This window comes from Devosia sp., assembly GCF_017307495.1.
GTDB lineage: Bacteria > Pseudomonadota > Alphaproteobacteria > Rhizobiales > Devosiaceae > Devosia_A.
In genome coordinates, this window is record NZ_JAFKHE010000014.1 from 57,286 (window position 1) to 77,529 (window position 20,244).

Annotated in this window: 24 protein-coding genes and 1 tRNA gene; 12 read left to right on the forward strand and 13 right to left on the reverse strand. The window is 65.2% G+C overall.

Translation table 11 applies throughout. The features are described 5' to 3' along the window. Nucleotide 1 precedes the first annotated feature (1 nt). The gene (locus J0I99_RS05215; RefSeq protein ID WP_291391913.1) at nucleotides 2–1,081 is read right to left on the reverse strand and encodes a D-alanyl-D-alanine carboxypeptidase family protein; all 1,080 of its coding nucleotides are present in this window, start codon (nucleotides 1,079–1,081) and stop codon (nucleotides 2–4) included. A 255-nt stretch (nucleotides 1,082–1,336) separates the two neighbouring features. On the opposite strand from J0I99_RS05215, the gene J0I99_RS05220 reads away from it, so the two are divergent. After that, nucleotides 1,337–1,753, forward strand: a complete 417-nt coding sequence (locus J0I99_RS05220) for a helix-turn-helix domain-containing protein (protein WP_291391912.1) — start codon at nucleotides 1,337–1,339, stop codon at nucleotides 1,751–1,753. Beyond that, entirely contained in the window at nucleotides 1,750–2,529 is a 780-nt protein-coding gene (aac(3), locus tag J0I99_RS05225; RefSeq protein ID WP_291396345.1) for an aminoglycoside 3-N-acetyltransferase, read from the forward strand. The genes J0I99_RS05220 and aac(3) overlap by 4 nt, the downstream gene beginning before the upstream one ends. Before the next feature lie 10 nt (nucleotides 2,530–2,539). Here the strand turns inward: aac(3) and J0I99_RS05230 are convergent, their stop codons facing one another. Then, complete coding sequence (locus J0I99_RS05230; RefSeq protein WP_291391926.1) at nucleotides 2,540–3,889, reverse strand: MATE family efflux transporter; 1,350 nt, start codon at nucleotides 3,887–3,889, stop codon at nucleotides 2,540–2,542. Nucleotides 3,890–4,156: 267 nt separating this feature from the next. Here J0I99_RS05230 and J0I99_RS05235 point away from each other — a divergent pair, with 267 nt between their 5' ends. The 5 genes from J0I99_RS05235 (at nucleotide 4,157) to J0I99_RS05255 (ending at nucleotide 9,276) form a co-directional block, all read left to right on the forward strand. Further along, nucleotides 4,157–4,876, forward strand: a complete 720-nt coding sequence (locus tag J0I99_RS05235; RefSeq protein WP_291396347.1) for an AzlC family ABC transporter permease — start codon at nucleotides 4,157–4,159, stop codon at nucleotides 4,874–4,876. Then, a complete protein-coding gene (locus J0I99_RS05240; protein WP_291391909.1) occupies nucleotides 4,866–5,168 on the forward strand; it encodes an AzlD domain-containing protein in 303 nt (100 codons plus the stop codon). The genes J0I99_RS05235 and J0I99_RS05240 overlap by 11 nt, the downstream gene beginning before the upstream one ends. A 54-nt stretch (nucleotides 5,169–5,222) precedes the next feature. Beyond that, on the forward strand, nucleotides 5,223–5,810 hold the full coding sequence (locus tag J0I99_RS05245; RefSeq protein WP_291396348.1) for a hypothetical protein: 588 nt from the start codon (nucleotides 5,223–5,225) through the stop codon (nucleotides 5,808–5,810). Nucleotides 5,811–6,694: 884 nt separating this feature from the next. Next, on the forward strand, nucleotides 6,695–7,645 hold the full coding sequence (locus tag J0I99_RS05250; RefSeq protein ID WP_291396349.1) for a hypothetical protein: 951 nt from the start codon (nucleotides 6,695–6,697) through the stop codon (nucleotides 7,643–7,645). Between the two features lie 1,067 nt (nucleotides 7,646–8,712). Continuing rightward, the gene (locus J0I99_RS05255) at nucleotides 8,713–9,276 is read left to right on the forward strand and encodes a recombinase family protein (RefSeq protein ID WP_291396350.1); all 564 of its coding nucleotides are present in this window, start codon (nucleotides 8,713–8,715) and stop codon (nucleotides 9,274–9,276) included. A gap of 103 nt (nucleotides 9,277–9,379) precedes the next feature. Here the strand turns inward: J0I99_RS05255 and J0I99_RS05260 are convergent, their stop codons facing one another. The 5 genes from J0I99_RS05260 to J0I99_RS05280 form a co-directional block, all read right to left on the reverse strand. After that, nucleotides 9,380–10,231, reverse strand: coding sequence for a hypothetical protein (locus J0I99_RS05260; protein WP_291396352.1), 852 nt, complete (start codon nucleotides 10,229–10,231; stop codon nucleotides 9,380–9,382). Between the two features lie 77 nt (nucleotides 10,232–10,308). Beyond that, nucleotides 10,309–11,094: a hypothetical protein gene (locus tag J0I99_RS05265; protein WP_291396354.1), complete on the reverse strand. Its 786-nt coding sequence runs from the start codon at nucleotides 11,092–11,094 to the stop codon at nucleotides 10,309–10,311. A gap of 206 nt (nucleotides 11,095–11,300) precedes the next feature. Then, nucleotides 11,301–12,323 (reverse strand): site-specific integrase, encoded by a 1,023-nt coding sequence (locus tag J0I99_RS05270; protein WP_291396356.1) that lies wholly within the window; start codon nucleotides 12,321–12,323, stop codon nucleotides 11,301–11,303. After that, a complete protein-coding gene (locus J0I99_RS05275; protein ID WP_291396358.1) occupies nucleotides 12,311–12,703 on the reverse strand; it encodes a hypothetical protein in 393 nt (130 codons plus the stop codon). The genes J0I99_RS05270 and J0I99_RS05275 overlap by 13 nt, the downstream gene beginning before the upstream one ends. Nucleotides 12,704–12,738: 35 nt before the next feature. Then, nucleotides 12,739–12,823, reverse strand: a tRNA-Leu gene (locus J0I99_RS05280). A 288-nt stretch (nucleotides 12,824–13,111) separates the two neighbouring features. Between J0I99_RS05280 and J0I99_RS05285 the strand changes: the two genes are divergently transcribed. Beyond that, nucleotides 13,112–13,981, forward strand: coding sequence for a DUF72 domain-containing protein (locus tag J0I99_RS05285; RefSeq protein ID WP_291396360.1), 870 nt, complete (start codon nucleotides 13,112–13,114; stop codon nucleotides 13,979–13,981). Nucleotides 13,982–14,060: 79 nt separating this feature from the next. Next, nucleotides 14,061–14,564 carry a disulfide bond formation protein B gene (locus tag J0I99_RS05290; RefSeq protein WP_291392855.1) on the forward strand — a complete coding sequence of 168 codons (504 nt, stop codon included), beginning with the start codon at nucleotides 14,061–14,063 and terminating at the stop codon, nucleotides 14,562–14,564. Here the strand turns inward: J0I99_RS05290 and J0I99_RS05295 are convergent. From J0I99_RS05295 to J0I99_RS05315, 5 genes are all read right to left on the reverse strand, one after another. Beyond that, on the reverse strand, nucleotides 14,561–14,848 hold the full coding sequence (locus J0I99_RS05295) for a type II toxin-antitoxin system RelE/ParE family toxin (protein ID WP_291396362.1): 288 nt from the start codon (nucleotides 14,846–14,848) through the stop codon (nucleotides 14,561–14,563). The two genes, J0I99_RS05290 and J0I99_RS05295, sit on opposite strands and share 4 nt — an antisense overlap. Nucleotides 14,849–14,855: 7 nt before the next feature. After that, on the reverse strand, nucleotides 14,856–15,119 hold the full coding sequence (locus J0I99_RS05300) for a type II toxin-antitoxin system ParD family antitoxin (RefSeq protein ID WP_291396365.1): 264 nt from the start codon (nucleotides 15,117–15,119) through the stop codon (nucleotides 14,856–14,858). A gap of 64 nt (nucleotides 15,120–15,183) precedes the next feature. After that, the gene (locus J0I99_RS05305) at nucleotides 15,184–15,741 is read right to left on the reverse strand and encodes an HNH endonuclease (protein ID WP_291392861.1); all 558 of its coding nucleotides are present in this window, start codon (nucleotides 15,739–15,741) and stop codon (nucleotides 15,184–15,186) included. A 98-nt stretch (nucleotides 15,742–15,839) separates the two neighbouring features. Continuing rightward, nucleotides 15,840–16,484, reverse strand: coding sequence for an alpha/beta hydrolase (locus J0I99_RS05310; RefSeq protein ID WP_291396367.1), 645 nt, complete (start codon nucleotides 16,482–16,484; stop codon nucleotides 15,840–15,842). Beyond that, complete coding sequence (locus J0I99_RS05315; protein WP_291392865.1) at nucleotides 16,484–17,128, reverse strand: DNA-3-methyladenine glycosylase 2 family protein; 645 nt, start codon at nucleotides 17,126–17,128, stop codon at nucleotides 16,484–16,486. Before J0I99_RS05315 ends, J0I99_RS05310 begins: the two co-directional genes overlap by 1 nt. A 32-nt stretch (nucleotides 17,129–17,160) precedes the next feature. On the opposite strand from J0I99_RS05315, the gene gluQRS reads away from it, so the two are divergent. Next, entirely contained in the window at nucleotides 17,161–18,006 is an 846-nt protein-coding gene (gene gluQRS, locus J0I99_RS05320; RefSeq protein ID WP_291392867.1) for a tRNA glutamyl-Q(34) synthetase GluQRS, read from the forward strand. Between the two features lie 44 nt (nucleotides 18,007–18,050). Here the strand turns inward: gluQRS and J0I99_RS05325 are convergent, their stop codons facing one another. Next, nucleotides 18,051–19,001: an NAD-dependent epimerase/dehydratase family protein gene (locus tag J0I99_RS05325; protein ID WP_291396369.1), complete on the reverse strand. Its 951-nt coding sequence runs from the start codon at nucleotides 18,999–19,001 to the stop codon at nucleotides 18,051–18,053. A 105-nt stretch (nucleotides 19,002–19,106) separates the two neighbouring features. Here J0I99_RS05325 and J0I99_RS05330 point away from each other — a divergent pair, with 105 nt between their 5' ends. Together J0I99_RS05330 and J0I99_RS05335 are read left to right on the forward strand one after the other, a co-directional pair. Continuing rightward, entirely contained in the window at nucleotides 19,107–20,003 is an 897-nt protein-coding gene (locus J0I99_RS05330) for a LysR family transcriptional regulator (protein ID WP_291392871.1), read from the forward strand. Further along, the gene (locus J0I99_RS05335; protein WP_291392873.1) at nucleotides 20,000–20,191 is read left to right on the forward strand and encodes a twin transmembrane helix small protein; all 192 of its coding nucleotides are present in this window, start codon (nucleotides 20,000–20,002) and stop codon (nucleotides 20,189–20,191) included. The genes J0I99_RS05330 and J0I99_RS05335 overlap by 4 nt, the downstream gene beginning before the upstream one ends. Nucleotides 20,192–20,244 lie beyond the last annotated feature (53 nt).

Consider the following 20,244-nt stretch of genomic DNA (forward strand, 5'->3'; position numbering starts at 1 on the left):
GCTACTGCGCCGCGGCGGTGGCCAGCGTCGCCGCCGGGGCCCAGCTCGGGCGCGGGCGCGGCACCGGCACGTCATCGACCAAGACGCCCAGATCGTTCGCCGTATAGACCTTGCCGTCGATCTCGTCGGTCAGGTAGCTCGGATGGCCCTTCAGCCCCATCGGGAACGCCGCCTCGCGCTCGCTCACGTAGGCCTTGGCCTGCTTGCCGCAGATCTGGGCCCGCATGTCTACCGGCGGCACCGCAAGGTTGGTGAGCTGCACCACGTTCTGCCCCGTGCCGGTCAGCACGTTGGCGAAGCCGCGCAGGAACAGCTCGGCCGCCAGTTCGTTGCGCTCGCGCGCCGACGACCCTCCGAGGACCACCGCCAGCATGGAGCGGCCGCCGCGCTCGACCGTCGCGACGATATTGAGCCCGGAGGCGCAGACATAGCCTGTCTTCATGCCGGTGGTGCCGAGGAAGTGCTGCAGCAGCCCGTTGTTCGATTCGAGCTTGGCCTTGCCCAGCCGCACCGCCTCGGTCTCGAACATGTCCGCATATTGCGGGTAGTCGCGGCGGATGATCAACGCCAGGATCGCGAGGTCGCGCGCCGAAGTGACCTGCCCCTCCTGATGCAGCCCGCTCGGATTGACGTAGTGCGTCGCCGACATCCCCATGGCCTTGGCCATCTCGTTCATCTCGTCGACGAACCTGGGCACCGAGCCTGAAATCCCTTCGGCGATGGCGACGGCGATGTCGTTGGCCGACTTGACCACCATGATGTAGAGCGCGTCGCGCAGCGTGATCGAGGACCCGACCTTGAGGCCCGACTTGGCCGGCGCCTGGTTCCAGGCGTTCTGCGACACCTTGATGGTGTCGTCGAGGCCGATGCGTCCCTCGGCGATGGCCCGGAACGCGACATAGGCGGTCATCAGCTTGGTCAGCGAGGCCGGGTGCCAGGGCTGGCCGGCATCCTCGGCATAGAGCACCTCATAGGTCTGCGCATCGACCAGCAGCATGGGGAGCGCCCATGCCGGCGTCGTGCCGAGGCAGGCGAGTGCAACCATGAGGCTGGCGGCGATGCGCCGGCGGAACTGGGCCAACAAGGCGCCTCCGGATGGCAGTGGGTATCGGGGTCGGACGGTTTCTAGCAACGCACTCCGCGTCACTCAACCGCCCAGGACCGCGATCAAGGGTTTTTGAGGCCGATGGCCATCGGGGTCAAATCCGGCGGATTTCGGGCGCTGGTTCGGTGCTGCCACAGGGGCGCGCCGCGACTCAGCGGCAGCCCCCTAGTCACAAACGGTAACTGCGTCTATATTGGTAACCAATCACATTTCGGCCGTTCGGAGGCACCCATGAAACCCATTCCCGGCAGGAGCGAAACCTGCAACGCCATGGCGGACATCCTGAACCGCATCGGCGACAAGTGGAGCGTGATGATCGTCGGCTACCTGGGCAGGAAGACCATGCGCTTCAACGAGCTGCGCCACACCATCGGCGGCATCTCGCAGCGCATGCTGACCCTGACCCTGCGCAACCTCGAGCGCGACGGCCTCGTCACCCGCACCGTCTATCCCGAGATTCCGCCGCGCGTCGAATACCAGCTGACCGAGCTTGGCCGCAGCCTCGAGCAGCCGATCAGCGCGCTCTGGGCCTGGGCCGAGGAACACCAGGGCGAAGTGCAGCGCGCTCGCATCGAGTATGACCGCGAGCACGCCGACGCCGAAGAGCAGCATCCGCCCGAGCGGCGCTATGCCGGCGCGGTGCGGTGAGCGGGGCCGCTACCCGCAGTTCGCTCGCCTCTGACCTCGCCGCCATCGGCCTTGCGGCCGGCGACGCCGTGCTGGTGCACGCCGCGCTCCGCCGGGTCGGCCCGATCGTCGGCGGTCCGGACGTGATCGTCGACGCGCTCGTCGACGTGCTCGGCCCGGACGGCACGATCCTGGGCTACTGCGACTGGCAGCTGGCGGACGAGGTCCGCGACGACCCTGCCATGCGCGAGCATATCCCGGCCTTCGATCCGCACCGTTCGCGCGCGACGCGCGAAAATGGCTTCTGGCCCGAACTGTTGCGCACGACCCCCGGGGCGCGCCGCAGCGCCAACCCCGGCGCCTCGATGGCGGCGCTCGGCGGCCGGGCCGACTGGTTCACCGCCGACCACGCCATGGACTATGGCTATGGCCGGCAATCGCCGCTCGGCAAGCTGGTCGAAGCCGGCGGCAAGGTGCTGATGCTGGGCGCGCCGCTCGATGCCATGACGCTGCTGCACCATGCCGAGCACGTCGCCGATTTCCCCAACAAGCGCATCAAGCGCTACGAGACGCCCATCCTCGTCGACGGCCGCAAGGTCTGGCGCTGGTTCGAGGAGTTCGACACCTCGGATCCGCCCGACGGCCTGCCGGACGACTACTTCGCGACGATCGTCGAGGCGTTCCTCGCCACCGGAAAGGGCCAGCGCGGCACCATCGGCGCCGCGCCGTCCGTCCTCGTTCCGGCCCCGGACATCGTCGCGTTCGGAGTCAGGTGGCTGGAGCAGGAACTGGGGTGAGGCGCAGTGCCTAGACCAGTGCCTTGATCTCCTTCTTCCGCCACCAGCCGAAATAATAGGCGGCCTGGAAGGTGAGAAGCGCGGCAAAGCTGAGGCAGTAACCCCACCAGACGCCGGGCAGCCCGAAGAAATGGCTGAGGGTCAGCGCCGAGGGCACCTCGACGAGGATGATGGCCGCGAGCGACAGGCCCATCGGGATCCAGACATCGCCCGAGGCCCGCATCACCGCCGAAAAGATCGAGCCCCAGCCGAACAGCAGGCAGCTCCACAGCACGATATGGAGCAGTGTCTCGGTCAGCTGCACCACTTCGGGTTCGGTGATGAACAGCTTCACCACCACTTCCGAGAACAGGTAGCCGAGCAGCACCAGCGCGCCGGTGAAGACGAGATTGATCACCGCCGCCGTGCGCGTCACGTGCTCCACCTCGTCGAACCGCCGCGCCCCGATGGCCTGGGCTGCGAAGATCGCCGAGGCGATGCCGATCGACATGGCCGGGAACTGCACGTAGCTCAGCACCTGGTTCACCGCGCCATAGGCCGCCGTCGCGTCCGAGCCGAAGCGGTTGACGATGCCGACGATGACGATGGCCGAGATCGACGACACCACCATGGCCACGCCCGCCGGGACTCCGAGCTTGAGGATCAGGCCCAGGAGCTTCACGTCGACCCTGAGGTTGCGGATCAGTTCGGCGTCGGGCGCCATCGGGCTCTGCTTGGCGTTGAGATAGAAGTAGAGGAAGATCAGCACGACGACGAAGCCGGCGATGAACGCCACCGCCGCGGCGAGCACGCCGATCTGCGGCAGGCCGAACCAGCCCTGGATCAGAGCCGGCGTCACCACCAGGCCCACCCCGATCGAGAAGATCAGCGTCAGGAGCGGCGTGATCGTGTCGCCGACGCCGCGCAGCATCGAGGTGACGAGCAGGAAGATGAAGAAGCCCGGCATGCCGATGAGCACGACCCGGCCATAGGCGGCCGCTTCGCCGATGATGTTGGCCGGCGCGCCCAGCATTTCCATGAGGTTGCGCGAGAACAGGGCGCCCAGGACGGCGACGACCAGCCCCATCAGGAAGCCGACGGTCAGCGTCGTGCCGGTGACTTGCTTGATCTTTGGGAGGTTCCGCGCCCCCCAGGCCTGCCCGATCAGGATCGAGGCGCCCGAGGCGAGCCCGATCACGAACGAGATCAAGAGGATCATGATCGGGAAGAACACCGACACCGCGGCGAGCGCGTTCACCCCGATCATCTGGCCGATATAGATGTTGTTGATCGTACCCGACAGCGACTGCAGGATGTTGCTGATCATCAGCGGCACGAGGAAGACGAGGAAGCGCCGCCAGAGCGGCTTGCTATGATCGATCACAGGAGACTCCGAAACCCGAACATGTCTGCGGCGGCGTTACCCAAGCTCGGCCGGTAGTGTGTCGGCACGGGGGCCTCTTCACATCTCACGGCAAGATGCAGGCGGGTCGGAGCACAGTTGGGTTCGAACGCACGGGCGCCTGATTAGCGTCCTATCGATGCCGGCGTCAATCGCGCACGACGGGACGGGCCATCAACATTCGGCCGGGCCCCGCGTCACCGCATACCCTCGCGGTCGCCGCGCCATCTGCTATAGCCTCGCGCCATGCACGCACCCGCCCCGCACCATGGCCGCGACCAGTTCTGGCTCGGCATCCGCATGTTCACCCCGGTCGCCATTTCGATCGCCGCCTACGGCCTCGTCTGGGGCGTTCTCGCCGGCCAGGCCGGCTTGAGCGTGGCCGAAGTCGCGCTGATGAGCGGGCTGGTCTTTGCCGGCTCGAGCCAGTTCGTCGTCCTCGACATGTGGATGCCCGGCAGCCTGCCCATCGCCTCGATCGTCATCGCCACGGCCATCGTCAACCTGCGCATCCTGCTGATGTCGGCAACCCTGCGGCCGCTGCTCGCGCCGCTGCCGCGCTGGCGTGCGCTGGGCGCGACGTTCTTCGTCACCGACGAGAGCTGGGCCATGACCATGACGGAAATCAGGAAAGGCGGCGCCGGCGTCGCCTTCTTCCTCGGCACCGGGGTCCTGAGCTGGCTCGCCTGGATGCTGTCGACGCTGACGGGGCGCGTGCTCGGCGCCTTCATCGACGACCCCGCCAGATACGGGCTCGACTTCGCCTTCACCGCCACCTTCCTGGCCCTGCTGCTCGGCATGTGGAAGGGTCGGGGCGACCTCGTGCCCTGGATCGTCGCGGCGCTCGCCGCCATCGCCACGTCGCGGCTCGTGGACGGCAACTGGTACATCATCGTCGGCGGCCTCGCCGGCAGCCTCGCCGGCGCCGTGGCGGAATGGCTGAAGGAGCGCCGCCATGTCGCTTGACGCGCTGCTCGCCATCCTCGGCATGGCCGCCGTGACCTACGCCATCCGCGCCGGCGGCGTCGCGCTCGCCAGCCGCCTGCCCGAGACCGGGTTCATCGCCACCTGGATGCGCCACCTGCCCGGCGCAGTGCTGGCCGCGCTCGTCGCCCCCGCCATCCTCGCGGGCGGCCCCGCCGAAGCCATTGCTGCCGCCACGACGGCCCTGATCCTGGTGCTGAGCCGCAATCTCTTCGCCGCCATGGCCGGCGGGGTGCTGGCGGTCTATCTTGCTCGCCTCGCGCTCGGGACCTGACGGGAACGCGGATCCGGTCCCGGCCGTTGACCGAGCCAGCAGGGAGGCAAGCCAATGCAGACCATCTCCGAACTGTTCGACACCTTCGAGCACGCGACTGCCGCCGTGCACGCGCTGCACCAGGCCGGCATCTCGCATGCCGACATCAGCCTCGTCGCCAACACCCCTCCGGACTATGAACGGGACGATGTCGGCGACGATGCGACGGCCGGCGCCGAGATCGGCGCCGGGCTCGGCGCCGCGGGCGGGCTGATGGCTGGCCTCGGCATCATCGCCATCCCGGGCCTCGGCCCGGTGGTCGCCGGCGGCTGGCTGTTCGCCACCGCGGTCGGGTCGCTTGCCGGCGCCAGCCTCGGCGCGGCAACCGGCGGACTGGTCGGCGCGCTCACCAGCGCCGGCGTGCCGGAGGCCAATGCCCACGCCCTCGTCGAGGGCGTGCGCGGCGGCGGTGCCATCGTCACCGCGCGGGTCGACGAAGCCCATGCCGGGCCGGCCACCGCGATCCTCAGGCACGCGCCGGGCAGCCGGGCCGCAATCCCCGAACCGACCGAACCCTCACAGGAAGGCCAGGTCATCGAGGAGGTCGAGCATCATCGCCGGCCGGAGCCCGAACCCGAGCCCCGCGTGCCGCCGATCGTCTGATCCACCAGCACCCCAGACTTGCCTGGGCCAGGGCGGAATGCTACGGCCATGCCCGCGCCCCTGTGGTGGAATTGGTAGACGCAGCGGACTCAAAATCCGCATGAACGTCTCCTTAGGCGATCTCGGGTATGTCCCCATGTCGCTACACATATGATTTTGCAAGCCTTTTCCTCCCTGTCAAGTGGCCCAATTCGGCGAGCCAGAGGGTCGCCATATGGTGACGCGGATTTTGTGACGGTGGGCACAACAATGCTGGACTGTGACCAGCGGTGTGACCAAGCGCTCTCCAACGGGGGGGTGAACAGCGGTTTTGGGCGACGGCAGCTGTGGTAGTGATCCCTGCAACCGTACTGACTTGGCTGGCCATAAGCCGCCCCCGGGAACTGGACCGCTGTGCGCTGACGCCCGAGGAACGCAATCGTGCGATTGCGGCTTGGGAGACCCGACAACTGGAAAAGGCCGGGCGCTCCGTGGGCAGTTCGGATCAGGCCCGGACCGCCACTGCCTGCGAACCGCTGCCGCCTGACACGGCGTTTATGCTGGACCTATGGGGTGCCCCGCCGCCAAGGAGGCGCTACGGCGCTCTAAGGGCAGCATCTGCGAGCGAAGCCAGGATGTTCGCATGGAACCGGGATATAGCGGAAGGAATGAAGAAATCGCCACGTAGCCCCCCGGGGGCGACCGCCAGAGCGGATTGAACCCAGTGAGGTCCCGTCTGAGCCCCAGGATTTCTGGCAACTTCTGAGAGATAACGCAAGCCAATGTATACCCCCCTGTTGTCACTCGGAACCGATTGACTTTGCACCACCGATGGGGCGCAGTGCGGTCCCTCAATAGCTAACGCTTGCGTTACGTATTGGGCGAATTCGCTTGGGGGGTGAACAATGAAGTACAACCTTGTGGCGCTTACTCTTGCGGGAGTTCTTGCGGCAAGTCACGCTCATGCTCAAGACGGCTTCTTCCGCGAGACAGATCGACTGACAAGTAAGCAGGCTACATATCTGAGCCATCACGCCCAGGACGGTGCGGCGTGTGTCAACACCAAATTGGAAGTCCTGCCTCTGTTACAGCTGGTTGAGTTGGAAGCCCTTGCCTACGACTGTTCCAGTGGCCAGCCCTTGGCGTTTCGCGTCCCCAACTTCGGAACAGAGTTTATTGCACGGGCTCTATTTAACGATGTTGAGTTTTACGTCGGATTTTCACTTGCTGGATACAAGAACCTAGCTAGAGGGACCGTATCGTCCCTTCAAAGCGTCCCTCGCCTGCACACGATCAAGGTGCTGTATCAACTGGCGAGCGGCATTGACGCACTGGTGGAGTACAATATTGATGAGCCCGCATTCCAAGACTACGTTCGCCCACTACTGCGAGCTATGCCACGGCCGGACTATTTCTCTGCCGACGGGCAGGCGATTGTAGCCGAGCGAGCAATACAACAACAACTGGCGGAGGCCCGGGAAAGAGAGGCGGCAGCACGAGAAAGAGAGGCGGAGGCTCGGAAGAAAGAGGCAGCAGCACGGGAGAGAGAGGCGGAGGCTAAGAAGAACCCGAACCCGCTTCGGGATAGCCTCGTGTCGCAGCTTCGCGGCTGCGTGGCTTTGCCAGCTGGCGCTGCGGAGGCCGACGCGCGGGCGACGTTCAGATTTTCGGTGGACGCTAGTGGCTATCTTGTTGGCCGCCCAGAAATGATTGGCAGTCCGCGCAACTCATCCGAGTACGACTTCGCTACGGCTGTCTCACGAGCACTTCAACGATGTGGCCCCTTCCTTCTGGACCCGTTGCCGGTTGATTTCGGTCAGGACTTGGAGATCACATTTGCTGCCATCGGGTTCTGAACTTTTCCACTGGCTTCGTCCGAGGGTGGCAAAGTGCCCCCCTGCCTTAACCCGTAGTCCAACCCTATGGGATCAACGGCAGCTGCATATTGCTCCCCGAGCAGATCCTAGAGGTCAACGAAGCGAGCCCAGCTGCCACCCGTTCCTTGATGGGGGAGTTGGGCCACTTCGCGATTGCCGCCTGAGGCGACAACGCCGCGCCGGTTTCCCCCCAGGTGCCCGTCCCCGGAACTCATACGGCACGCACCGCTGCCCGGAAAGATGTGGTGTCGCTGCCCTACCTCCTTGCCAGCCGTTCGCGAAGCCAAACAGGAAGCATCCAACCGGCGCCCCCGAAGGCGACACCGCAGACGGCGCACCTCGGACCTGACGAAACAGGGGTCTCAGAAATCAAGACCCCTCGGGGCTGGCAGCAGGCAGGGTCCACACCTAAAAAGCCCCACCAGGACCTGCAACTCCGAAATTGCCCAGAAGCCCGCCGAGCATCGTGCCGAGGCAGACCCCAGCTAAGGCGACCCATGTACGCGGCGACCGCAACACTCGCTGCCATATCGAACGGTGGAGGGTGGGTTGGTTCTTGTTGTCGGGTGACGTGCTCATGCCAGGCGACCTAGCAGGTTGAAGCTGAAGGCGCCAACTCTCCTGCCGACGGACCACCACGGCCGCTTGAGACCATTACCCCGTACCTTAGGAGAAGGCCCCCCTTGGTTATATAGGGGTATGTCTGGGGTGCTCCCCCGGCTGCTTATGAGCGTTCCGTGGGGTTGCCCCTCCCCTCCCACCCCTCCCACCTGATTTGATCAGGGTCACCTAGAAATGGTGGAGAAATCCGAGAGGACGAACTCAACCATTGATGCGCTGACAAATCCCCCCGCCACGTCAGCTCTCTGGATGCCGACCACGGCCTCGTCGGTTTTTTTTCGAGGAGAGGCAAGCCGGGAACGTACCCCGTCCTCGGCTGTCGCTGTCCACCAATGTATACTTTCTGGCACAACCCTCTTGACCCGTACCCATCGCGTCCACTAACTATCTGGACATTACAGTCTTAAGGAAAAGGGTACATCACAATGGCAATCGTCGGCTACGCCCGCGTCTCCTCGGGGCAGCAGGACCACACCACGCAGGTGGAGCGGCTCAAGGCTGCGGGGGCGGAGAAGGTCTTCGCGGAGAAGCGGTCCGGACTGGACACGGATCGTGCTGAACTCCTCCGCTGCCTCGACTACGTGCGGGAGGGAGACGTGCTGGTGGTCACCAAGCTGGATCGCCTCGCCCGGTCTACCGCCGACCTCTACAAGATCGTCTCGGGGTTGGAGGCCAAGGGTGTGGCATTCAAGGTGCTTGACGATGCTGCCGTGGACACCACGTCGCGCACCGGGAAGCTCGTCATGGGCATCCTCGCCCTCATAGCTGAGTTTGAGACCGCTATCCGCAAGGAGCGGCAGATGGAGGGGATCGCGAAGGCGAAGGCAGAGGGCAGGACTGGCGGGCGTCCAAGGCAGGTGACCGACGAGGTCCGCGAGACCATCCTCCGTTTGCGGGCCGAGGGATTGAGCATCCGCGCTATCGCCGCTCAGGTTGGTCTCTCGAAAGCGACAATCCAGAAGGTGGTCCCGCTGGCGGGCGGGGAGTAAGCTCGGAGACCGTCGCTTCCGCGTGAGGCCGGGGGCTCTCGGACCTACAGCGCCGCTGCCCCTATGTGGGCACCCCATCGGTTTATGCTTCGGATACCCCGCGCTAGAAGGGTATTTCGTCCGCCATGACGTCGAGGTTTAGCACTTCGCGAAACGTGCCCTCGGAAGTGGCGATTTCGAGCGTTGCGTGACCCACCATCCGGTAGTTGTCCTTTGCCTCGGTGCCGTCGAACTTGGACCACACACGCTTTCTTCCGAGCAACTTGAGTGGTGCCCAGGCGCCCGGCGATAGCCTAGTCACAGGCGGCTTTAGGAAGTGACGCAACACGTAGTCGTCGAGGTCGGACTGAGTTGAGGGACATTCCTCTGCACCTTGTGAGTATTCCCAGCCTCCGCCCGTGTGGAGGTAGATCGCCTCTATCTCAGGCGACCGCTTCTCGGTGCGATTGTGCATATCTAGGGTCATGCTCACTTCGGCAGTCGCTCTCCACTCTTTCTTGTTGAGGAAGCCGCTGGTCTCCTTCAACTGCACAGTCAGCGGCACCGCTGTCCGCCTCTCCATCTCAGCTATGAGCCAATCAATCTCGGGGGCAAGGAGCCGCTTGAGCGTCTGGATGGACCCGCCGTAGACGAGGTGTCGATGGTGTTTCAGATCGAATGGGATATCTCCGGCATCGCTAGTCAGCAAAGTGCATAACTTGCCGCATGCGTGGGCGTAGCCCACCTCATAAAACACGTTCGGGTTTCGACCTGTCATGTCGGCGATGATGAAGTCGGCGGCGTCAATTTGCCGGTAGATGCGTTCCAGCATGGTCTCACTGAAAACCTGCTCGTCCACGCGCTCGGCGACAACCCCTCGCTCGGTTGCTGTAGCTTGGATGCCGAGCTTGTAGACGTCGTCGAATGATACATCGAACGGCATCAACACGAACGCGAATGGTTTCACCAAGCCCACTGGCTATCTCCCTCGGCGCGGCCGCGCGGCGTCGAACCCGTGCTCGTACTCTCTCGCAGCGGCCCTCTTCTTCTCGATTACAGCACGGTCTTCGTAACCTTGCGAACGCCCGCGATGAGTTCCTCGACGTCCTCGCGTGAAGGCTCGGTGGCCTTCTTGTGGTCGCACTTGTTCCGCAAGTCGGCCAGATGCTGCACGAACCTCCACTGCACTACGTCCACAACGGATGCCGACTTCAAAGCCTCGTTCAAGTCAGCGATGCTAGGGTCCTTCTTCCGGACCGTTATCCGGTGGCGATCGCAGACGGCTGCCAAGTGCCCTTCCAAGACCACCCCGGCTACGGCACCTGCGCCCCTTTGGAAGCCTTTCCCGTTGAGTTCCTCAGCCGCATGAAGCTCGTCGTCAAGCACATCGGCATGGACGAGTGTCTTGATGTCGAACAGGGTACTAGTGAACCGGCGAGCTAGGCCCTGGACTATCGAGAATTGCTGCGTCATCGGGTGCAGAGCCGCCGACTTATCGACGACAACGTGGTCGTCCCATCTGGTCACTCGTGTCCCGCGAAGGTAATCGCTGATCGTGTATGTTGAGTGCGTAAGGTCCTTCCGCGCACCCGCTGGCGCGTACAGCGCACGAAAGTCGGCCACGCGCTCGGGAAGTACCTGAGCTAGAAGCGCCAAGCTCTCCGAATACCAACCTTGGTACTCGAGCACGAAGTTAGGGAGCTTCGTGATCTCCTTCCCATTGAGGGTCTTCTGAACCTCGGCATCGGGACTGATCTCTTTTTGCATTGCGATCGTCAGCAATGCCCCCTTCTCAATTAATCGGTCCATGTCCTTTGAGTACTTCTGTGCAGTATCCACCGTTAGCCCCCGTTCCCAGTCCAGTAGATGCTTAGGGCAAGTTCAGGACTTACGGAAGGCGACACGCCACCCGGATGGCCCGCACCAATGGGGTCTTTCGTCGCCAACATGAACATATTGGGGCCACCAGCGGCTCTTGCTGCTGGTCGTAATGGAGGGCTCTGGGTCGCAGATCGCAGTGCTGCTGACTGAGCCCTCCACTTCGCTCACAGCCTTCCTTCGAGGGCACCTAGCAGGCCGTCGAGACTATCGGGCCTGATCTGCATGTAGCGCATGGTGGTAGCGATGGAGGAGTGCCCCATCCATTCCATCACGAGCTTCACAGGGGCGTTGCCAAGCACGAGCCGGGTGCAGCACGTGTGGCGCATGGTGTGGGGCGTCACGTCCGGGAACCCAAGGTCCCCCTGCATGGACCGCCAGCGGTGTGTGAAGGTGTTCTTGTTCATGCTCGCCCACGGCCCAACGCTGTCGGGGTGTGCCCGCTTCCAGTCGGTGAGCCATGCCCGGACCCGCTTGGTGAGCGGCACGGTGCGCGGCTTGAACGTCTTGGTCTGCCAGAACGTGACGTTGGCGAAGTCCTTGCCGAAGTGGTCCCACTTGACCGGGATTGCCTCCGCGAAGCACCGAGCGCCGCTGTCGATCAGGAACATGGTGAGCCCGTAGGCCCGCTCATAGTCCGAGTTGCGCCAGTAGGCGAGGATCACTGCCTCCTCCTTCTGGTCGATGAAGCGGAACTTGGTTTTCTCCTCGCGCCTCCACTTGATGACCGGCACCTTGTCCAGCGCCCCGGCGTTGACCGCCGTGGTCAGGAGCTTGGACAGCGCCGCGATCTTGCGGTTGACCGTCCCCGGCGCGTTCCCTTTCTCCGCCAGCGACACCGCGTAGTCCGCAATGTCGGGGGCGAGGACGGTCCGCACGTCCTTGGCCCGCCCGAAGTGGTCCACGGCGCACTTGCCGTTGATCTTGAGCGTGCGAGCGGCCCGCATGTCGTCCCATTCGGTGCGGCATACGTGGTCGAACAGGTTGCCGAGGTTCGACAGGTCGCGGGTCGCGCTGCCGGGCCTCGACGCCGTGCGGGTTTCGGGGATGGGCTTGCCCTGCTCGATGGCAAGGCGGGCTTGGGCTTCCCACGCCTCAGCCTGCACCTTGGTTGGAAAGGTGGGGCGTAGACGCGCACCCCCCGCCAGCCGCACGTCCGCTTGCCAGCTTTTTCCCCTCAGTCGAGCCATAGCGGTGCCCTCCCGCGAAGGATGGACGACAGACGCTCCGCCAACGCGCGACCCTTTTGCGTCGGGGCGACGATCTTCGCCCGTGTGCTGTGCGGATCGGGGAAATGCGTGAGCAAGTCGAGGCCACCGCGACGGCCACCCGCCTCGTCGTCCAGATACGACACCTGCGACAGGGCCAACGCATTGCGGGACACCGCAGACCGCGTCAGTCGCGTGGGCGGCACAAGGTCAGCCAGATTGACACCGGGCCGAGCCAACACGAGCAAGAGCACGTGCAACTGACCAAGCTCCATGCGGGGATAAGTTTGGCGGAGTTCTTTCACGATGGTGGCCAGCAGGACCATGTCCCGGCGCACCTTGTCCTCATCGACTTTAGCCACGATGAGCCCTCCCGCAGCCGGGGGAGGGGGATAGTTGGTGCGGGTGGTCGGGGTCGAACCGACACGACCGAAGTCGCAGCATTTTGAGTGCTGTGCGTCTACCAGTTTCGCCACACCCGCGCAGCGCCCTTCTAGCGGACCCGCACGAGCTACTCAAGCCAGCCGGTTTTTTGTGACCGAGACTGTGACGGTTGTGACCAAAACTGTGACATTGTGACGGAGGCGACCGCATAAGAAAGTCAGGAAATCCGGGCGTCTTGGGGTGCCACACCCCATTCTCATGATTACTCAAAATCCGCCGCCGCGAGGCATGTCGGTTCGAGTCCGACCGGGGGCACCAATCCTTCAACCTGCTGGACTGACGCTGACGCTCGTCGCAGATTGCCCCGCTGTGCGCGGGAGGAATCGATGGCTGGGACAATCAGGGTGGGGACGGCCGGCTGGGTGTTCGAACCCTGGCGCAAGAGCTACTACCCCGAGGGGCTGAAGCAGAAGGGCGAACTCGCCTATTCGAGCGCGCGACTGGGCAGCATCGAGATCAACGCCACCTTCTATTCGCACCAGAAGGCAGCGAGCTTTTCGAACTGGGCCGCGCAGACGCCGCCGGGGTTTGTCTTCACGGTCAAGGGCCACCAACTCGTCACCCATATCAAGCGGCTCAAGGACGTGGAGCTTCCCCTCGCCAACTTCTTCGCCTCGGGGGTGATGGCGCTCGGCGACCGGCTCGGTCCGTTCTGCTGGCAGTTGCCGGGTAACTCGAGCTACGACGAGGACCGTATGGAAGCCTTCCTCGCCCTGCTGCCGAGAACGCCGGAGGCGCTCGTCGCGCTGGCCGCAAGGACCGACTACGACAAGAATCCGCCGTTCCTCGACGCCACCGGCATCACCCGCGTGCGGCACGCCATCGAGGTGCGCCACAAGAGCTTCGCCGATCCGCGCTTCATCGCCCAGCTCCGGGCCCACAACGTCGCCCTGGTGGTCGCCGACACGGCCGACTGGCCCTATGCCGACCAGACCGCCGACTTCGCCTATGCCCGCCTGCAGGGCGCGCCCGGCAGCGAGAGCTATTCGCCCGGGGAACGCGATCTTCGCGCGCAATGGCTCAGGGCCTGGTCGGAGGGCAGGCCGGCCGACGGCGCGCCATTGGTGGCCCCCGCAGGACCTGTCCCGGGCGACCGCGACGTCTTCGCTTTCTTCGTTTCGACCGACAAGGAGCATGCCCCGCACAACGCCAGGGCCGTCATGGCCGCGCTCGGCCTCAGCGGCCCCGGCGAGTGACGCGCTCGTTACCCCGAGTTAAGTTGACTTGAGGGTGGCGCCCGGGAATATGGCGCCCGCATCGACTGGAGCGTCAAACGTGCCCGACAGCCTCACCGCCGACCGTCCTCGGCTTCTCGCCCTGATCTCCTTCGTCGTCGGACTTGCCACCATCGCCGGCGCCTGGGGTTCGCAGATCTTCGGCGGGCTGGTGCCGTGCGAACTCTGCTGGGAGCAGCGCAACCCCTACTACGTCGGACTGCCGATCCTGCTGTTGCTTCTGCTGCTGTGGAATCGACTGCCGCGGACGCTTGTTGTCGCGGGGCTGGCCGTTGTCGCACTGATCTTCGTCTGGTCCACCTACCTCGGCGCCCATCACGCCGGGGTCGAATACGGCTTCTGGCCCGGCCCCACCGCCTGTAGCGGCGTCGGCGTCGAGGTCAAGTTCGAGGACCTGCAGAACATCAACGCCACCCGCGTCGTGCCCTGCGATGCGGTACAGTTCGAGATCTTCGGCGTGTCGCTGGCCGGGTTCAACGCGCTGATCTCCGCGGCCATCGTGCTGATGCTAGGCGCAGCGATGTGGTTGAGGCGCAAGGGCTAGTCGTCGGGGAAGAGGATGTGCGTGGCGTTGCGAGCGCCGTGAAGAATGCGGTCTACGACGATCTCTCTTCCTTCCAAATGGAAGAATAGATTGTATGGCCCCACGACGCGACGGCGCACACCTGTTTCCGGACGATCGTGAACCAAGGGATAATGCAAGGCGGCATCGCCCAACGTGCGAATCGCGTCATCTAGTTGGTTGATTAGCCTCTCTGCCGCGGCCGGACTGTCGATAGCAACGTATTCGAAGATTTCGCCAAGGTCATGGCTGGCCTCATCGGTCACTCTGACCCTACGCCGCATTGTCCGACCGCTTCAGACCGTATCGCTGGCGGAGCTCTGCGAAGACCTCTTCTGCCGGCCTAGTCCGACCAGCCTTTGCGTCTGCAATGCCCTTATCCAGCTTCTCCCAGAGCGCAGCCAACTCGGCCTCGCGCTCCTGCACCAGCCGCACGCCTTCGCGCAGGACCTCGCTCTTGGAGTTGTAGCGGCCGTTCCTGACGAGGTCCTCGACCACTGCCTCGAGGGTTTTGCCCAGATCTGCGCTGATCGCCATCTTCAGTCTCCGTCATTCGAACGGAGACAATAATAGTTATTGGCAGCGATGCCCGCAAGCAGGGCTACGGCTCGAGCTCGATGTCCCAGTAGAGATAGTCGAGCCAGCTGCGGTGCAGGTGGTTGGGCGGGAAGGCGCGGCCGTTGTTGTGCAGGTCATGCACGCTGGGCTGGAACGGCTCCTGCATCGGGAACATCCTGATCTCGCGCGGCAGCCGGTTGGCCTTGCGCAGGTTGCAGGGCGCACAGGCGGTGACGACGTTCTCCCAGGTGGTCCGGCCGCCCTTGGAACGCGGGATGACGTGGTCGAACGTGAGGTCGTCGCGCGAGCCGCAATACTGGCACTGGAATTTGTCGCGCAGGAACACGTTGAAGCGCGTGAACGCCGGATGCCGGGCGGGCCGCACATAGTCCTTGAGCGAAACGACGCTGGGCAGCGCCATCTCGAAGCTTGGCGACTTCACCACGCGGTCGTAGGTGGAGACGACGTTGACCCGGTCGAGGCAAATCGCCTTGATCGCGTCCTGCCAGGACCACAACGACAAAGGATAGTAGCTGAGCGGACGATAGTCGGCGTTCAGCACCAGGGCGGGGCTATTCTCAAGCGACACATGTACTGTCACTTGTCGCACCCAAAGATACGGGAATCGCGGCCAGTCATGATCGTCGATAGTCTATGCCGACTGTGACACGGCTGTGAAGCGCGATTCGTCGAGGCGATTCAGTTGCTTTGCGCCAAAAGGAAGGCAGTTGCGAAGTCCAGACCGTCCGGCGCGATGCCATGCGCCACGCCCCGCGAGATGTGCAGCGTGACGTCGTAGCCGGCGGCGGCGAGCGTGTCGGCGGCTTCCAGGCTGAGCTGCGGGTCGACCACCTGGTCCAGTTCGCCGTGGATGAGCGCCACCGGCGGCTTGTCGCCGGCAGGGAAGCTGTCGGCCGGCACGAAGGCGCCGGAGAACGCCACGATCCCCCTGAGCGGCCCGGGCAGCACCGTGCCGACATGCAGCGCCATCATCGCGCCCTGCGAAAACCCGACCAGGTAGGTGTCGGCGGCCGCCAGCCCGCTCTGCCGCCACAAGTCCTCGAGGAACTCGACCAGCACCGGCGCCGCCTGTTTCGCCCCTTCGATCCGCCCCGCGATGCGATCGACCTGCAGCGCAAACCACTGGAAGCCGAAGGGATTGCCCGCCGCCGGGGAGGGGGCATTGGGCGAGACGAACAGCGCGTCGGGCAGCAGCTGTCCCCAGTGGTGCCCGAGGCTGATCAGGTCGCTGCCGTCGGCGCCATAGCCATGCAGCAGCACCACCGCCTGTTTCGCCGCCCCGCCCGACTGAGGCGGCAGCATGGGTCCGGAGAGCTTCGCCATCAGACGGAAATTCCTTCCTTGTTGCGGACCGCGCGATAATAGCGCCAGAGCAGCAGCGCCGCGGTCGAGCGATGCGGCGACCATTGCCGCGCCATGCCGATCAAGTCCTTGACCGGCGGCTTGCCGTCAAGCCCGAAGGCCCATTGCGCCGCCCGCTGCAGCGCCACGTCGCCAGCCGGGAAGACGTCGGGATGCGCCGCCGAGAACATCAGGTAGATCTCCGCCGTCCACGGCCCGACGCCCTTGAGCCGGGTCATGGCGGCGATGGCCTGTTCGGCCGGCAGCTCCGCCAGCGGTGCGAACGCGAAGCCGCCACCGACCACCGCCTCGGCGATGCCGCGCAAGGTGCGGTACTTGCCGCCCGACTGGCCGGCACCGCGCACCTGCTCCTCGCTCAGCCGCAGGTAGCCCTTGGGATCGAGCGCCCCCGGCAGGACCGAAAAGCGGGCCCAGATGGCATCGGCGCTCGCGGTCGACACCTGCTGGCCGGTGACGATGCGCGCCAGCCCCTCGAAGCCGCCCGGCGAGCGGCGGATCTCGAACGCTCCGGCCCTCGAGGCGATCTCGGCGAGGCGCGGATCGAGGCGGGTGAGCGCGGCGAGGTGGCGGGCCAGCGCTGCGGCGGAATCGAGTCGGTCTGTCAAATCACTGCCCTTGCGTGCTAGCTGTCGCGGCCATGCTGCAGCCCGTTCTCCGTTTCGCGCCCAGCCCCAATGGCTACCTGCACATGGGGCACGCCTACTCCGCCCTCTATACCGCGCAATGGGCCAGGACGATGGCCGGGCGCTTCCTGCTCCGCATCGAGGACATCGACCGGGAGCGAAGCAAGCCGGAATTCACCGAGGCGATCTTTTTGGACCTGCACTGGCTCGGGCTGGCCTGGGAAGAGCCGGTCTGGCGCCAGTCGGCCCGCCTGCCGGCCTATGCCGCGGCCGCCGACCGGCTGAGGCAGCGCGGCCTGCTCTATCCGTGCTTCTGTTCGCGCAGCGACATTGCCGCCGCCGCGACCGGGACCGATCCGGACGGCGCCCCGCTCTACGCCGGCACCTGCCGGCATCTCGGCCACGCCGAGACCGAACGGCGCCTCGCCAGCGGCGAGGAGGCGAACTGGCGGCTCAGGACGGAGGCCGCCATGGCGCTGACCGGGCTGCTGACCTTCACGGTCGCCGGCCCGACGCCGATCGACCGGCCGCAGATCCGCTATGCCCGACCTGAGCTGTGGGGCGATGTCGTGCTGCAGCGCAAGGGCACGCCGACCAGCTACCATCTCAGCGTCGTGGTCGACGACGCCGCGCAGGGCATCACCCACGTGACCCGCGGCCGCGACATGGAGCCTTCGACCGATATCCACGTGCTGCTGCAAATGCTGCTCGGGCTGCCCTCGCCGACCTACACCTTCCACAAGCTGATCCTCGATGCCGAGGGCAGGAAGCTCAGCAAGTCCAGGGGCTCGCAATCGCTGCGCACCCTACGCGAAGCGGGCTGGTCGGCGGCGGATGTCCGGCGGGAACTGGGGTTCTAGCGTCAGGTGTGCCACATCGTCCCTCTCCCCAAAGGGAGAGGTGATCAGGCGGCAGCCTTGTGAGCCTTGAAGAACGGCACGACCGTTTCCGCCACCGCGTCCGCGAACGGCGTGGCGAAATCGGGGCCGAGAATGGCGTCGAGCCGCGGGTCCCGGAGTTCCATCGGCTGCTCCCACAGGTAGCCCATCTTGTCGATCTCGCGCATCATCGGGTTGACCAGGCCGATCGCGCCGATCACCCAGCGCGGGAACATCGAGACCTTGAGTGCCACCGGGGTCGCAGCAACGATCGCCTCGCCCAACTGCTCGGGCGTCACGTAGTTGCCGGCGAAGTGGAAGGTCTCGAACGCCCCCAGTTCCTTCCTGTGCCAGGCCAGTTTCTCGAATGCCCGCCCGACGTCCGGCAGATAGGCCCAGGCATGGCCGACCCCCTTGCTGCCCATCAGTTGCAGCTTGCGCTTCTTCGCCTGCGCCAGCATCACGAGGTCGAACCAGTCGCCGGTGCTCTCGGGACCGTAGAAATCGCCGGCCCTGAGGATCAGCGCCTGGATGTCGCCGCGCGCCGCCGCCTCGCGGTAAAGCTGCTCGACACGCACCCGGATCTCGCCGCGCGGCGTCTGCGGCCGCTGCGGCAGGTCCGGCGTCACCACCCGGTCGGTGGCGGCATAGTTGTAGATGTTGCCGGGAAACAGCAGGGTCTTGCCGCTCGTGCCGAGGGCCGCGATCACCCGCTCGGTCAGCGCTTCCTTCCGGCCCTTGTCCCAGTGGTGGTAGGGCAGGTTCAGCGCGTTGACCACGACGTCGATCTCCCCGATCGCAGCCCGCATCGACTCGACGTCGTCGGCATCACCCTGGACGAAACGCACGCCGGCGACCGGCTGCCGGTTAGAGCGACCGAAACCGGTGACCTCCCAGCCCGCGGCGACGAAGGCCTTGGCGGCGTGGTGGCCGACATGGCCGTTGATTCCGATGACGATGACCCTGGGCTTGCTCATTTCATTGCTCCTTGCTGGTGAGCCAGAGATATGACCTGCGCGTGTGTTTATCGATTGGACAGTTTCGGCTAATTGCCATACACAAATGAATATCAAGGATGCGCGATGCCTGAACCCGATTGGTCCCTCTGGCGCAGTTTCGGCGCCGTCGTCGAGCACGGCTCGCTGTCGGCCGCGGCGCGCGCCCTCGGGCTGAGCCAGCCGACGCTCGGCCGGCACGTCGAGGCGCTGGAGCAGGCGCTCGGCGTCGGGCTGTTCGAGCGCACGCTGGCCGGCCTCAGGCCGACCGACACGGCGCTCAAGCTCTACGAGCCGGTGCAGTCGGCCCAGGCGGCACTTGCCGAAGCGAACCTGATGGCCGAGGGCGCGAGCGCCGCGCTCACCGGCTCGGTCCGCATCACCTCGAGCACCGTGATGTGCCACTATGTCCTGCCGCCGCTGCTCTACGAGCTGCGCCAGGAATTCCCGCAGGTCGCGCTCGAGCTCGTGCCCTCGGACGCGGTCGAGAACCTGCTGCTGCGCGAGGCCGACATCGCCGTGCGCATGTTCCGCCCCACCCAGCTCGAGCTGATCGCCAAGCGGCTTGGACAGATCCCGATCGTCGCTTGTGCGCACGAGCGCTATGTCGCCGCCCGCGGCGCCCCCGCCGGTCCGGCGGACCTCGCCGGGCACGACCTTGTCGGCTTCGACCGCTCCGACCTGCTGATCGACGGGGCGCGCCAGATGGGCTTCACCCTCGGCCGCAACGATTTCGTCGTGCGCACCGACAGCCAGACCAATGCCTGGGAGCTGATCAAGGCGGGTCTCGGCATCGGTTTCGCCCAGTCGACCCTGGTCGCTGCAACGCCGGGCATGGTCCGCCTGCTGCCCGGCCTCGACCCGCCGCCACTCGAGGTGTGGCTGACCACACACCGCGAATTGTTCACCAGCCGCCGTATCCGTGCCATCTATGATCGGCTAAGCGAGGGCCTCGTCAGGCTCCTGGCCAAGGTACCCAAATGAACATCACTGCCATCGTCACCATCCTCGCCCTCGGCGCCGTCACCTTCATCCTGTTCTGGGGGCTGTGGAACATGTTCCGCGGTGGCAACCCCAACCTCAGCCAGAAGCTGATGCGCGCCCGCGTCATCGCCCAGTTCGTCGCCATCGTCGTCATCCTGGGGGCGCTGTTCTTCTTCGGCCGCGGCTGACCTCGGCCATCATTGTGCTGGCGCGCGGACCCGGAATCGGATCACGTTTGCCG

Coding starts and splice junctions, on each gene's coding strand:
- J0I99_RS05270 (WP_291396356.1), bottom strand. CDS start 12,323: ATGGCTCGACTGAGGGGAAAAAGCTGGCAAGCGGACGTGCGGCTGGCG.
- J0I99_RS05335 (WP_291392873.1), top strand. CDS start 20,000: ATGAACATCACTGCCATCGTCACCATCCTCGCCCTCGGCGCCGTCACC.
- J0I99_RS05285 (WP_291396360.1), top strand. CDS start 13,112: ATGGCTGGGACAATCAGGGTGGGGACGGCCGGCTGGGTGTTCGAACCC.
- J0I99_RS05330 (WP_291392871.1), top strand. CDS start 19,107: ATGCCTGAACCCGATTGGTCCCTCTGGCGCAGTTTCGGCGCCGTCGTC.
- J0I99_RS05325 (WP_291396369.1), bottom strand. CDS start 19,001: ATGAGCAAGCCCAGGGTCATCGTCATCGGAATCAACGGCCATGTCGGC.
- J0I99_RS05220 (WP_291391912.1), top strand. CDS start 1,337: ATGAAACCCATTCCCGGCAGGAGCGAAACCTGCAACGCCATGGCGGAC.
- J0I99_RS05310 (WP_291396367.1), bottom strand. CDS start 16,484: ATGGCGAAGCTCTCCGGACCCATGCTGCCGCCTCAGTCGGGCGGGGCG.
- gluQRS (WP_291392867.1), top strand. CDS start 17,161: ATGCTGCAGCCCGTTCTCCGTTTCGCGCCCAGCCCCAATGGCTACCTG.
- J0I99_RS05255 (WP_291396350.1), top strand. CDS start 8,713: ATGGCAATCGTCGGCTACGCCCGCGTCTCCTCGGGGCAGCAGGACCAC.
- J0I99_RS05245 (WP_291396348.1), top strand. CDS start 5,223: ATGCAGACCATCTCCGAACTGTTCGACACCTTCGAGCACGCGACTGCC.
- J0I99_RS05300 (WP_291396365.1), bottom strand. CDS start 15,119: ATGGCGATCAGCGCAGATCTGGGCAAAACCCTCGAGGCAGTGGTCGAG.
- J0I99_RS05235 (WP_291396347.1), top strand. CDS start 4,157: ATGCACGCACCCGCCCCGCACCATGGCCGCGACCAGTTCTGGCTCGGC.
- J0I99_RS05250 (WP_291396349.1), top strand. CDS start 6,695: ATGAAGTACAACCTTGTGGCGCTTACTCTTGCGGGAGTTCTTGCGGCA.
- J0I99_RS05240 (WP_291391909.1), top strand. CDS start 4,866: ATGTCGCTTGACGCGCTGCTCGCCATCCTCGGCATGGCCGCCGTGACC.